This is a genomic window from Mesorhizobium sp. SARCC-RB16n (genome assembly GCF_008520305.1).
In the GTDB taxonomy this organism is placed as follows: Bacteria; Pseudomonadota; Alphaproteobacteria; order Rhizobiales; family Rhizobiaceae; genus Mesorhizobium.
In genome coordinates this window covers 173,542-186,160 of sequence record NZ_ML703266.1, presented here as the reverse complement: position 1 = coordinate 186,160, position 12,619 = coordinate 173,542, and the positions used below count along the sequence as shown (strand labels likewise).

At 62.4% G+C, this 12,619-nt stretch carries 15 protein-coding genes; 5 read left to right on the top strand and 10 right to left on the bottom strand.

Annotated features, from left to right (window positions below):
• Positions 1-35 precede the first annotated feature (35 nt).
• From C7I87_RS14245 to C7I87_RS14220, 6 genes are all read right to left on the bottom strand, one after another.
• Positions 36-851 carry a phosphatidate cytidylyltransferase gene (locus C7I87_RS14245; RefSeq protein WP_149904806.1) on the bottom strand — a complete coding sequence of 272 codons (816 nt, stop codon included), beginning with the start codon at positions 849-851 and terminating at the stop codon, positions 36-38.
• Positions 848-1,582, bottom strand: a complete 735-nt coding sequence (locus tag C7I87_RS14240; protein WP_149904805.1) for an isoprenyl transferase — start codon at positions 1,580-1,582, stop codon at positions 848-850. Before C7I87_RS14240 ends, C7I87_RS14245 begins: the two co-directional genes overlap by 4 nt.
• Positions 1,583-1,614: 32 nt before the next feature.
• A complete protein-coding gene (gene frr / locus C7I87_RS14235) occupies positions 1,615-2,169 on the bottom strand; it encodes a ribosome recycling factor (RefSeq protein ID WP_027142617.1) in 555 nt (184 codons plus the stop codon).
• 109 nt (positions 2,170-2,278) lie between these two features.
• Complete coding sequence (gene pyrH / locus C7I87_RS14230) at positions 2,279-3,001, bottom strand: UMP kinase (protein WP_140757466.1); 723 nt, start codon at positions 2,999-3,001, stop codon at positions 2,279-2,281.
• A 153-nt stretch (positions 3,002-3,154) separates the two neighbouring features.
• A complete protein-coding gene (locus C7I87_RS14225) occupies positions 3,155-4,264 on the bottom strand; it encodes an aldo/keto reductase (protein WP_149904804.1) in 1,110 nt (369 codons plus the stop codon).
• 29 nt (positions 4,265-4,293) lie between these two features.
• Positions 4,294-4,821 carry a nuclear transport factor 2 family protein gene (locus C7I87_RS14220; protein ID WP_149904803.1) on the bottom strand — a complete coding sequence of 176 codons (528 nt, stop codon included), beginning with the start codon at positions 4,819-4,821 and terminating at the stop codon, positions 4,294-4,296.
• A gap of 117 nt (positions 4,822-4,938) precedes the next feature.
• Between C7I87_RS14220 and C7I87_RS14215 the strand changes: the two genes are divergently transcribed.
• Positions 4,939-5,874: a LysR family transcriptional regulator gene (locus C7I87_RS14215; RefSeq protein ID WP_149904802.1), complete on the top strand. Its 936-nt coding sequence runs from the start codon at positions 4,939-4,941 to the stop codon at positions 5,872-5,874.
• 13 nt (positions 5,875-5,887) lie between these two features.
• On the opposite strand, the gene tsf is transcribed toward C7I87_RS14215, so the two are convergent.
• From tsf to C7I87_RS14195, 4 genes are all read right to left on the bottom strand, one after another.
• A complete protein-coding gene (gene tsf / locus C7I87_RS14210; RefSeq protein ID WP_027142611.1) occupies positions 5,888-6,808 on the bottom strand; it encodes a translation elongation factor Ts in 921 nt (306 codons plus the stop codon).
• Between the two features lie 110 nt (positions 6,809-6,918).
• Positions 6,919-7,701, bottom strand: coding sequence for a 30S ribosomal protein S2 (gene rpsB / locus C7I87_RS14205; RefSeq protein WP_023777441.1), 783 nt, complete (start codon positions 7,699-7,701; stop codon positions 6,919-6,921).
• A gap of 206 nt (positions 7,702-7,907) precedes the next feature.
• Positions 7,908-8,186, bottom strand: a complete 279-nt coding sequence (locus tag C7I87_RS14200; RefSeq protein ID WP_149904801.1) for a DUF4031 domain-containing protein — start codon at positions 8,184-8,186, stop codon at positions 7,908-7,910.
• A 36-nt stretch (positions 8,187-8,222) separates the two neighbouring features.
• A complete protein-coding gene (locus C7I87_RS14195) occupies positions 8,223-9,053 on the bottom strand; it encodes a cell envelope integrity EipB family protein (protein WP_149904800.1) in 831 nt (276 codons plus the stop codon).
• Positions 9,054-9,191: 138 nt separating this feature from the next.
• Here C7I87_RS14195 and C7I87_RS14190 point away from each other — a divergent pair, with 138 nt between their 5' ends.
• From C7I87_RS14190 to C7I87_RS14175, 4 genes are all read left to right on the top strand, one after another.
• Positions 9,192-9,656 (top strand): RidA family protein, encoded by a 465-nt coding sequence (locus C7I87_RS14190; protein ID WP_149904799.1) that lies wholly within the window; start codon positions 9,192-9,194, stop codon positions 9,654-9,656.
• Between the two features lie 14 nt (positions 9,657-9,670).
• On the top strand, positions 9,671-10,399 hold the full coding sequence (locus C7I87_RS14185; RefSeq protein ID WP_149904922.1) for a glycerophosphodiester phosphodiesterase: 729 nt from the start codon (positions 9,671-9,673) through the stop codon (positions 10,397-10,399).
• Between the two features lie 54 nt (positions 10,400-10,453).
• Positions 10,454-11,668 (top strand): GNAT family N-acetyltransferase, encoded by a 1,215-nt coding sequence (locus tag C7I87_RS14180; RefSeq protein WP_149904798.1) that lies wholly within the window; start codon positions 10,454-10,456, stop codon positions 11,666-11,668.
• 200 nt (positions 11,669-11,868) lie between these two features.
• Complete coding sequence (locus tag C7I87_RS14175; protein WP_149904797.1) at positions 11,869-12,306, top strand: HIT family protein; 438 nt, start codon at positions 11,869-11,871, stop codon at positions 12,304-12,306.
• Positions 12,307-12,619 lie beyond the last annotated feature (313 nt).

Below are 12,619 nucleotides of genomic sequence, written 5' to 3'. Positions count from 1 at the left end.
AGGCATGCCGCACCAGATCGTGAAAACGACAAGGTTCAGATGGGAAACAGCCCCTGCGCCGGATGATCGGCGCCCGCCGAAATCCATCCAATGACGTACAGGGCGAGAGCCGCCGCGACAAGCCCGTCGACGCGGTCCATGACGCCGCCATGGCCAGGAATGAGCACGCCCGAATCCTTGCGGCCGTGCCGCCGTTTGACCCAGGATTCGAACAGGTCGCCAGCTTGGGCGACAACAGACAGCACCAGCGCCACAAGGCCGAGCAACGCCAGGTTGCCGGCGCCGGCAATGACTGCCAGCAGAAGTCCCGCGACGACGCCACCGACCGCCCCGCCGAACGCACCGCTACGCGTCTTGCCTGGTGAAATCGACGGCGCCAGTTTGGGCCCACCGACGGCGCGTCCGACGAAATAGGCAAAAATGTCGGTTGCCCAAACGACCGCGAACAGGAACAGGATGGCGACGAGACCCGAATGGTCGCCATCGCGCAGCAGGGCAAGCGACAGCCCCGATACGCACGCATAGGCAAGGCCGCCAGCGTCCCACTGGCCGATCTTGCGAAGTCCTGCGGTGGTCGCCGTTATCGCGACCAGAATCATGACGAGCGGCAGCAGCCACAATGCGGACAGGCCGGCGATCAAGGCACCGACGAAAATGACCATCAGCACTTCCGGCAGGAAACCAAGCCCGTCGGTCGCGGCGGGGCGCGACATGCGTGTCCACTCATAAAAGATCATTGCCGACATGACGGCGCACAGCAGCCGGAACGGCAGGCCGCCAAGCCAAGTCAGGCCAAGGGCGACAATGGCGAGCACGACAGCCGAAATCACACGCAGCTGAAGGTTGCTCATCCCGCGGCGGGCCGCGGAGCGACGTCTTGCGGGCCCAGTCCGCCGAAGCGGCGCTCGCGGCTGGCGTATTCGCGCAAGGCCTCGGCGAGATGCTCGCGATTGAAATCCGGCCAGTAGCACGGCAGGAAGACAAGTTCGCTGTAGGCCGCCTGCCATAAGAGGAAGTTGGACAGGCGAAGCTCGCCGCTGGTGCGGATGACCAGCTCCGGATCGGGAATGCCTTGCGTGTCGAGGGAGCCGGCAAAGCTTTCGGCGGTGATCGCCTCGCTATCGATTTCACCGCGCGCCACGGCCAAGGCAAGCTTGCGCGCGGTGCGGACGATCTCGTCACGCCCGCCGTAATTGAAGGCGATCACCAGCGTAAGCGAGGTGTTGTGGACCGTCAGCGATTCGGCTTCCTCGAGCAGCCCCCTGATGTCGGCCTGCAGCCCTGCCCGGTCGCCGATGATCCTGACCCGTACGCCGCTCTGGTGCAACTCGGCAAGGTCGCGACGGATGAACAGCTTCAAGAGACCCATAAGGTCGCTGACCTCGGACTTCGGCCGCGACCAGTTCTCCGACGAGAAAGCATAGACGGTCAGGAAGGAGATGCCGAGACCGGGGGCGGCGCGCACCGCCTTGCGCAGCGCCTCGACGCCGGCGCGATGACCCGCGAGCCTCGGCATGCCGCGCGCCTTGGCCCAGCGTCCATTTCCATCCATGATGATCGCGACATGCGCGGGCGTTGTCATGATCTCGCTTTCGGGTCAGCCAATGGCTAACCCTAAACCTGCATGATTTCAGCTTCCTTGTCGGAAAGCAGATGATCGATGGTGCTGATTGTTTCGTCGGTAAGTTTCTGGACCTGATCGGAACGCTTGCGCTGATCGTCCTCGCTGATGTCGCCGTCCTTCTCCGCCTTCTTCAGGAAGTCCATGCCGTCGCGGCGCACGTGGCGCGCAGCGACACGGGCGTTCTCGGCGTAACCATGCGAAATCTTGACCAGTTCCTTGCGGCGTTGTTCGTTGAGCTCCGGCAGCGGAATTCTCAGGTTGGTGCCGTCGACGATCGGATTGAAGCCCAGATTGGATTCCCGGATTGCGCGGTCGACCGCGCCGACCATCGACTTGTCCCAGACCGAGACCGAGATCATGCGCGGCTCCGGTACGGTGACGTTGGCCACCTGATTGATCGGCATGGTTGTGCCATAGGCCTGCACCTGGATCGCGTCGAGCAGGTTGCTGGAGGCGCGACCGGTCCGCAGCGAGGCCAGATCATGCTTGAACGCGGCGATTGCCCCATCCATGCGCCGCTTGAGATCGTCGTACTCACCACTCATCTTCGTCTCCTCGACCCGTCTGCCGCGGGTTCACTGCTTCGGGGGCAAGGCCCCGTGTTCGAGCCCAATTTCGAAACCCGGTTTCCCTTCTTCAAGATCAGGCCCCGGATCACTCGTCCGCGACGACCGTACAACGGCCGCCGCCCCTCAGAATATCGCCGAAACCACCCTTTTCGTGGATCGAATAGACGATTATCGGAATGTTGTTTTCGCGCGCAAGTGCAATCGCAGCCGTATCCATGATCGAAAGGCCGCGATTTATGACTTCGGCGTGGCTGATGCGCTCGAAACGTGTCGCATTCGGGTCCTTTTTCGGGTCGGCCGAATAGACGCCGTCGACCTGGGTGCCCTTGAACAGCGCGTCGGCGCCGATTTCAGCCGCACGGAGCGCGGCAGCAGAATCAGTGGTGAAGAACGGATTGCCGGTGCCGCCGGCGAAGATCACCACCTTGCCCTGGTTCATGTAGGCGGTCGCCTGGCGCTGCGAAAAGCTCTCGCAAAGCTCGGGCATGGCGATTGCGGACAGCACAACGGCGTCGACGCCGATCTTGTTCAGCGACGTGCGCAGCGCCAGCGAATTGATGACCGTGGCAAGCATGCCCATATGGTCGCCGGTGACGCGGTCCCCGCCCTTGGAGGCGACGGCTACGCCACGAAAGATGTTGCCGCCGCCAATGACGACACCAACCTCGATGCCCAGCGCACGCGCCTCGGCGATGTCGCCGGCGATGCGGTCCACGACCGAGACGTCGATGCCGAAATGCTGTTCGCCCATCAACGCTTCGCCCGAAGCTTTCAACAGAACACGTCGGTAGAGGGGCTTCGCCGTCATCTGGTTCCTCGAAAATCCCGGCGCGGCAAGCTCTGAAGGCGAAAAAAGGCCTCCTGCTTCGCCCGGCGGTGCTGTCATGACGGGTTGACCGGATACACGAAGGGCGCAGCGATGTCACGCCGCGCCCTTATGCAAAATTCCAGGCTTTTTGGATCAGTTGCTGCTGATGGCAACGGCCTCGCCTTCGACCACGACCGGCAATGCATAGCCGGACGGCTTGTCGCCGGTCACGACTCCGCCGGCGACACGGACCTGGATCTCGGGGCCGAAATAGGAATGCGGGAAAGGCGCCGGCGTGCCGCTTACCTTGTCCAGCCGCTGGCGAAGCGCCGTCGGTATGGAGAAATCGAGCGCCGCAAGGTTGTCCTGCAACTGCGAAAGCCGCGTTGCCCCTAGAATGACGGTGGCAATTCCTGGCTGTGTTGCCACCCAGTTGAGCGCCACCTGAGCCATGCCGCGGCCGAGTTCGGCGGCGACTTTTTCCAACTCCGCCACGACAGTCCAGTTGTGCTCGGTGAATTTCTGGAAGCCGGGATGGGTGGTGTTGCGGAAGCCGTCGAGCCGGCCGGCATTGCGCGCTTGCGCCGGGCGATACTTGCCGCTCAACAGCCCGCTGGCCTGCGGGCTCCAGACCATGATGCCGGCGCCATGTCGTGTCCCGAACGGCACGAATTCATGCTCGATGGCACGCTCCGCCAGCGAATATTCGAGCTGCAGCGCCGAGATTGGCTCGTAGCCGCGCAGTTCGGCGATCGCCTGCGCCCGTCCGGCATACCAGGCCGGCACGTCGGACAGGCCGACATGACGTATCTTGCCTGCCCGAACCAGATCGTCGAGCGTCCGCAGCACTTCCTCGGCCGGCGTCAGCCTGTCCCAGATATGCATGAGATAGAGATCGATGTAGTCCGTCCCCAGTCGCTTCAGCGAGGCGTCGACGGCACGCATGATGTTCTTGCGGCCATTGCCGCCGGCGTTCGGATTGCCGGGGTTGGAGTTCATGGTGAATTTGGTGGCGATCACCGCCTTGTCGCGCAAGCCTCGCTCGGCCACGAATTCACCGAGCCAGGTCTCGGCCGTGCCGCGGGTATAAAGGTCGGCGGTGTCGAAGAAATTGCCCCCGGCCTCGACATAGGCGTCGAACATCGCGCGCGCCGTATCCCGGTCCGCGCCCCAGCCCCATTCCGTGCCGAAGGTCATCGTGCCCAGCGCCAGCCGGCTGACGCGCAGACCGCTGTTGCCGAGTGTGTAGTAGCTCATCGTCATTGTCTTTCCCTATCCGCTTGATGTGGGCGTCATTGGCCAGGCGTCGCCTTGACCCAGGAATTGCCGCGTTCATGCGTCATGCGGAAGGTGAAGCCATCGACCTTCCAGGTCGCGCCGGAACGCGTCAGGTGGTGCTCGTATGTGCCCCAGACTTCCCAGAGCGGGTCGCCATTGCCCTCCATTCGGTTCCAGGCATAGCCGTTCGACAGAACGGTCGCCGTGTCCGCCTCGAGGACGACCTGGTGATTGGTGCGCAGGTGCAGGCTGGTCTTGCTGCCCTTGAGGTTACCGGCCCAGGCGCCGATCAAATCGTCGGAAGCAATGTTGGCCGCAGGCTGCCCGGATAGGCTGCTGAAGTCGGCGGTGACGCGATCCGCGAAATAGAAGCGGGCGCGTTTCCAGTCCTGCGCGTCGACGGCGCGATCGATGGCATCGGCGATACGGATGACGGCGCGTTCATCTGCAAGCGCCTGCCAGCCGATGGGTTCGGCACCACCGGCATCGACGGGTGCCAAGGCAAGGCCTGCGGCGAAGGTAACGTGTTTCAAGTCATTCATGTCTCTTCTCCTTTATGCCGTCAGCCCGATCGCCGATGTATTGGTGACAATGTGGACCTCTGTCTTGGCGCTGATAAGATTGCATTATCTGCATGAACTATGCGATACAGTTCATGAATGGACCGGGACCTGCTCACCCACTTGCCTGTCATCGTTGCCGTCGCCCGGCGCGGCGGCTTCGCGCTTGCCGCGGCCGAACTGGGGATGAGCCCGTCGGCGGTCAGCCATGCGGTGCGCCTCGTCGAGGAGCGGATCGGCCAGCCGCTGTTTGCGCGCACGACGCGCAGCGTTTCACTCACTGAGGCCGGCAAGGCGCTTGTGGAAACGGCGGCCCCTGCCCTCCAGGATATTGCCGAGCGGATGGACCGTATCCGCAGCGTCAAGGGCAGGCCGTCCGGCCTGCTCAGGATCAACGCCTCCAACATCGCGATCCCATTGGCGGTGACGCCGGTCGTCGCCGCGATGGCCGAGCGCTATCCCGACATTACGGTGGAGGTTTTTGCCGATCAGGGATTGGTCGACATCGTCGGCGAAGGTTTTGACGCCGGCATCCGGCTCGGCGAGATGATCGCGCAGGACATGGTGGCCATCCGGCTGACGCAGCCCTTCAAAGTCGTCATCGTCGCCTCTCCCGCCTATATCGGGCGACGCGGCCGTCCGCGCCGCGTAGCCGATCTCGCGAATCACAATTGCATCGGCTACCGGCTTGTCCGCTCGGGTGCCCTCTATCGCTGGGATTTGACCGAGGACGGCAAGGATGTCGTCATGGAAACCAGCGGTACAGCCATCGTGACGGACTCTCTCGCGGCCATTGATCTGGCGCTCGCTGGCGTCGGTCTGGCCTATATGTTCGAGCCGCTGGCGCGCGCGGATCTGGCGGCCGGGCGCCTGGTGCAGGTTCTGCCGCAATCGGCGATCGAGGAACCCGGCCTTTTCCTCTACTTTCCGCGTCGCGCGGCAATGGCGCCGAAGCTCAGGGCCTTTATCGATACCGCAAACGAGATCGGCCGGGCTTCCTTGCGGACGCCCGGCCGAAAAACACAGTCGCAATAATGCGGTAGGACGCTTACTTCTTGACCGCCGCCGCGACTTCCGCGGCGAAATCGGACTCTTCCTTCTCGATGCCCTCACCAAGCGCGAAGCGCAGATAGGCCGTGATCTTGGCCGGCGCGCCGATTTCCTTTTCAGCATCCTTCAGCGCCTTCTCGACGGTGATGTCGGGATTGAGCACGAAGGCCTGCTTCAAGAGCACGACTTCCTCATAGAACTTGCGCAGGCGACCCTCGACCATCTTCTCGATGATGGCTTCTGGCTTGCCGGACTGGCGCGCCTGGTCGGAGAAGATTGCCTTCTCGCGCTCGACTGCTGCCGGGTCGATCTGTTCCGCCGTCAGCGCCATCGGGTTGGTGGCGGCGACATGCATGGCGACCTGGCGGCCAAAGGCATTGGCGGCATGCTCATTGCCGGTGGTCTCGATCGCGACCAGCACCCCGAGCTTGCCAAGGCCATCGGCAACCGAATTGTGGACGTAGGTCGCAACCGCGCCATGCGGCACGGTCAGCTTGGCCGAGCGGCGGAAACCCAGGTTCTCGCCAATGGTGCCGACAGCATCCTTGATGGTGTCGGTGACCGACTTGTCGGAGCCCGGATATTTGGCAGCGGCAACAGCCTCGGTCGTGCCATAGGCAAGCGCCACCTTGGCGACGTTGGCAACGATTTCCTGGAAGGCTGCATTGCGGGCGACGAAGTCGGTCTCGGAATTGACCTCGACGACGGCGGCTTCGCGCACCCCGTTGTCGACGCCGATCAGCCCTTCGGCGGCGGTGCGGCCGGCCTTCTTGTCGGCCTTGGAGATGCCCTTCTTGCGCAGCCAGTCGACGGCCTCTTCCATGTTGCCGTTGGTCTCGTTCAACGCCGCCTTGCAGTCCATCATGCCCGCGCCGGTCAAGTCGCGGAGTTCTTTGACCTGTGCAGCCGAAATGCTCATTGTCGCCTCTTTGTTTCAAATGCGCCGACGCACCATCGAATCTCGACGGTGCGTCTGTTTAGCGTGCCAAAATATGAGAAAGATGAAGGCCGCAAGCCGGCCTTCGATTATCAAGCCTCGGGGGCTTCCGACGCCGGAGCCGGATCGAGCGCCGGCTCGACCGGAGCTTCGACCGAAGCGCCGATGTCGACGCCGAGCGCGCCCTGCTGACGGGCGATGCCGTCGATCGCAGCCTTGGCGATCAGGTCGCAATAAAGCTGGATGGCGCGGGCCGCGTCGTCATTGCCGGGGATCGGGAAGTCGATCTTGTCCGGATCGCAGTTCGAATCGATGATAGCGACGACCGGAATGCCCAGGCGCTTCGCCTCGAGGATGGCGATCGCCTCCTTGTTGGTGTCGATCACGAACATCAGGTCGGGCGTCGAGCCCATGTCCTTGATGCCGCCGAGCGCCTTGTCGAGCTTCTCGCGCTCACGATCGAGGTTCAGGCGTTCCTTCTTGGTCAGGCCTTGCGCCTCGCCGGCCAGCATCTCGTCGAGCTTGCGCAGACGCTGGATCGAATTCGAGATCGTCTTCCAGTTGGTCAGCATGCCGCCGAGCCAGCGCGAATTGACGTAGTACTGGGCCGAACGCTGCGCGGCATCGGCGACGATGTCGGATGCCTGGCGCTTGGTGCCGACGAACAGCACACGGCCGCCCTTGGCAACGGTGTCGGAAACCTGCTTCAGCGCCTGGTGCAGCAAAGGCACCGTCTGCGACAGGTCGATGATGTGGATGTTGTTGCGGGCGCCGTAGATGTAGGGCGCCATCTTCGGGTTCCAGCGGTGGGTCTGGTGGCCGAAGTGAATGCCAGCTTCCAAAAGCTGGCGCATGCTGAAATCAGGCAGTGCCATTCTCATTTTCCTTTCCGGTTAGCCTCCACGGACACAGGCATTTTTTGGACCGAGGTCCTCGAACGCCACCGGAGGTTTCAGCCGGATTTCTCCCGGGCAGACACCAAAGTCCGTGTGTGGAATGAGCGCGCATATAGAGGGGAAGCGCGATAAACGCAAGCACCGCGGCATCCGCGGCGTGACATGCGACGATCCGCGCCCTGCGCTCAGCGCTTTACCTTGCCGTTGGGCACCCGCACGCGCCGGAAGATCGCGACGATCTCCTCGCGGCTGCATTCGACGGCGCCGAGCCGCACCGCCCGGTCGCGCTCGAAGCCGGTTATGTCATAGTGGGGAGCCGATGTCCTGGGCGGTCCCTGGTAGGACGAGCGCTTCACGCCAAGCTGCGATGCGAAACGGTGCAGCTCGTCGGTGTCGTCGGCCATCAGATGGCACCAGCGATGGCCGGCCCACTTCCAGATCGCCGCATCGACATAGACCGCCATCAAGCCCGCCGCGGCCAGCTCACCTGCGCATCGCTGCTATTTCGATACCGGGCAAGGCTTTGTCTGGTCGAACAGCGACAAGTTGACCAGCTTGCCGGTCATGGAGAAGTCGCCATAGTCCATGACGAGATCACGGGTGATGCCGTTCTCGTGCAGCTTGAAGCTGATCCGGTATTCCGGCACTTCCTCGCCGTTCTGGGCACTGTCGTCGAAATAGGCGATGTCGACCGGCCAATATTTGTCGGCGGCAAGCTTGGCCAGTGCCGGCGCTTCCGGATCGGCCTTGTCGGCTTCGGTCTTCTTGCCAACCACAACCGTGGTCGTCATCACCTTGTTGGCGTCCTCCGAGCCGTCGAACAGGTTGGTCTGGTAGAAGTTTTCGCCTTTTTCGGCCTTGCCGATCAGCTCGACCAGGTGCTGGGTCGGAAACTGGGTGGCCGCGAGTTCCAGACTGCTCTTCTCCGGCTTGTCGATATCGACCTTCAGCCCCTTGGAATTCTTTGTCGCGACGCCCTTGACCTCCTTGTCGAGGTTCTGATCGACGAAGGACTTCGTCACGAAAGAAAACATCTTGCCTTCCGCGTCCTCGAAGGTGGTGGTCTGCTGGTCGGTCAGCTTGGTGTTGTCGTTGGTCGCGATCTGGGTGACGAAGCGGAATTTCACCGTATAGCCTTCGCAGGCCGAGCCGTTGAACTCGTAGACCATGCGGCCGGTGATACCGGTGATGCCGGATCGATCATCCGCCTTCTTGAGGGTGAGATCGTAGACGGCGCGATGCGCCTGCAGCGCCGGCACGGCGAAAGCGGAGCCCACGGGGAAGAGCGCCGACAACAGAACGGCGCGGAATGCAAGGCGCGTTGCGCGCATGAGGTACTCCAATCGTCGCGGCTGATGGCAGGCCGCAGGGAAAGATGGTCCAGCTTAAAAAAAGTCGTGGCGGAAGCGAGGCAAAAATAGCAATTTCGGCCCGGCTAGCGCAGCACCTTCCAGCAATAGGGAAAAGCAATGAGTGAAACAATCGAAAAGCGGCTAAGTGATCTCGGCGTGACGCTTCCTGTTGCCGCCGCGCCTGCCGCCAACTACGTGCCCTATTGCAGGACCGGCAACCTGCTGTTCACGGCAGGACAATTGCCGCTCAAGGACGGCAAGCTCCAGGCGAGCGGACTGCTCGGCCGCGACGTCGACACGGCAAGCGGCAAGGACGCGGCGAAATACTGCGCCATCAACATCCTGGCGCAAGTCAAGGCGGCACTTGGCGACCTCGAGAAGATCCGCCGTCTGGTCAAGATCACCGTCTTCGTGGCGTCGACCCCCGACTTCGTCGAGCAGCATCTGGTCGCCAACGGCGCGTCCGATTTCCTGGTTGCCGCGCTTGGCGAAGCCGGCAAGCATGCACGCTCCGCCGTCGGCACCGCCTCCCTGCCGCTTAATGCCGCGGTGGAAATCGAAGCGATCTTCGAAGTCGAATGAGTGAAGGTGCGGACATGACCGACCTCTCCTGGCTGACTGCCCGGCCGGTTGCCCATCGCGGCTTTCACGACATGAACAAGACGCGCTGGGAAAACACGCTTTCCGCCTTCGCTGCCGCGGCCGAACGCGGCTACGCCATCGAATGCGACGCGCATCTGTCGTCGGATGGCGTTCCCGTGGTCATCCATGATGACGATTTGCAACGGCTGACCGGACAGGACGGTTTCGTCTGGCAACGCAGCGCGGCCGAACTTACCGCGCTCAAGGTCGGCGGCACGGCGGATCACGTGCCGACGCTGCAGGAAGCGCTCGACCTTGTCGACGGCCGCGTGCCCATGGTTGTCGAGCTGAAGGGGATTCCCGGCCGTGACGAAGGCCTGGTGGGGCGAGTCGGCAAGATGCTGAAGCGATACAAGGGCAAGGCGGCGATCATGTCGTTCGATCACTGGCTGATCCGCGATTTCCCCAAATATGCGCCCGGCATTCCGGCCGGATTGACCGCCTATGGCAAGGACGCCAAGCTGATCGAGGCACATTTTTCCATGCTGGCGCACGAACTCTGCTTTACCTCCTATGCCGCCGGCGACCTGCCGAACCCGTTTGTCAGCTTCGTACGCGAAAAGCTCAGAATGCCTGTCATCACCTGGACGGTGCATGACCAGCCGGCGGTCGACCTGACCTTTAGATATGCCGACCAGATGACGTTCGAAGGGTTCGAACCCGACCTGGTCAAAGTCGCCTGAGCAGGTGCCCGAAACGTGACTTGTAGCGGCCCGAATGGAGCTTAAATAAGCCTCATGGATCAGGGCGACGACTGCGACGGACAAACGGCGAACGCGGACTATTCGATCCGCATCGCCGCCGGTATCGGAGCCTTTACCTGCGATGAATGGAACGGCTTTGCCGGAACCACGCGTGGCGACGCGGAAGTTGGGTATAACCCGCTTGTTTCATTCGCTTTTTTGAGCGCTCTGGAGGATTCCGGCTGCGCCGTGCGGCGCACTGGCTGGCAAGGCAATCACCTGCGGCTGGAAACCGCGCAAGGCAGGCTGCTCGGCGCTGTTCCCTGTTATCTCAAGTCGCACAGCCAGGGCGAATATGTGTTCGATCACGGCTGGTCGGATGCCTTCGAGCGCGCCGGCGGCCGTTACTATCCAAAACTGCAAAGCGCCGTGCCGTTCACGCCCGTCACCGGCCCGCGCCTGCTGGTCGGCAAAGGCGAGGATCAGGATGCGGTGAAGGCCGGGCTTGCCGCCGGGCTCAAAATGGTGACCGACAAACTCGGCGTATCCTCGGCACACGTCACTTTCGCGCAGGAGAGCGACGTCGCGACGCTGGAAGCCGCAGGCTTCCTGCATCGCACCGACCAGCAATTCCACTTCTTCAACGAAGGCTTTTCCACCTATGACGACTTCCTCGCCACGCTTGCCTCACGCAAGCGCAAGGCGATGAAGAAGGAACGGCGCGAAGCCCTTGGCGATGGCATCACGATCGACTGGCTGACCGGCAAGGACCTGACCGAAAAGGCCTGGGACGACTTCTTCGCCTTCTATATGGACACCGGCAGCCGCAAATGGGGCCGTCCCTACCTGAATCGCCAGTTCTTCTCGCTAATCGGCGAACGCATGGCGGACGATATCCTGCTGGTCATGGCCAAACGCAACGGGCGCTATATTGCCGGCGCAATCAACTTCATCGGCTCCGACGCACTCTACGGCCGCAATTGGGGCTGCATCGAGGATCACCCCTACCTGCATTTCGAGGTCTGCTATCATCAGGCCATCGACTTCGCCATCGAACGCAAGCTGACGGTGGTCGAAGCCGGCGCGCAAGGCGAGCACAAGCTGGCGCGCGGCTATCGGCCGGTGACCATGCATTCGGCGCATTACATCGCGCACCCCGGCCTGCGCAAAGCGGTCGCCGACTATCTCGGGCGCGAGCGGCGCGAGGTGGAGCGGATGAGCGAATATCTGGAAGAACATACTCCGTTTCGCAAGGATCTCGAGGAATAGCAGCTTTTCGACACGCCTGCCCGGCTCGAAGGCAAGCGTACGACTGGCCCTCGGCTTCGCAACCTTCTTTCTCCTTTTCGGCCTGGCACATCTCGTCGAGGCCGGCACGGTCGATCTCGGCCGATCTCCGCAGCTTCGTCTTGCCGCTCGGAGGCGGCTTCGCTACATCGGACTATAAGGCATATTCCGGAGCGTTCGCCATGACTGAGGCCGCCTATGACACCGACAACATCTTCGCGAAAATCCTGCGCGGCGAAATACCCTCGCACCGTGTATACGAGGACGAGGCTGTCGTGGCCTTCATGGATGTGATGCCGCAAGGACCGGGCCATACACTGGTGGTGCCGAAAGCGCCGTCGCGCAATCTGCTCGACGCCGATCCGTCGACATTCAGCCCCCTTTTCACGGTCGTTCAGAAAGTGGCACGCGCGGTCAGCAAGGCTCTCAATGCCGATGGCGTCACCGTCATGCAGTTCAATGAGCCTGCATCCGGACAAACCGTCTATCATCTGCATGTCCATGTCATCCCGCGTTTCGACGGCATCCCCCTGAAGCCGCACACGGGCGCGATGGAGAATCCTGAAGTGCTGGCGCAGAACGCAGACAAGATCCGCAGCGTCCTCCAGAGTGGATTTTAATCCTTTATAAACCGGCGCGCTTATTGCCCTTGCGATCCGGAAAATCACTGGCGCGCCATCGTACCGGGCGCACGCCGGAACCGTCACGGTTTCGGAAGGACTATCCGACATCGGCGCTTCGTCGCTCATTCGCTTGAGGCCGCAACCGGGTCATGGCCGGGGCCGTGGCAGATGGCGCTTATCCACGTGCAGTCATTCGCCGCCAGATGGATCAGGAAAGCCGGAACGCGGCAAAGGACGGATCCGAAGTCCTCTGAAGGCCAGCGGCACCATTCCCGCCCTAATGCATGTCGCCCGGAAGTGTCCTCGGTTC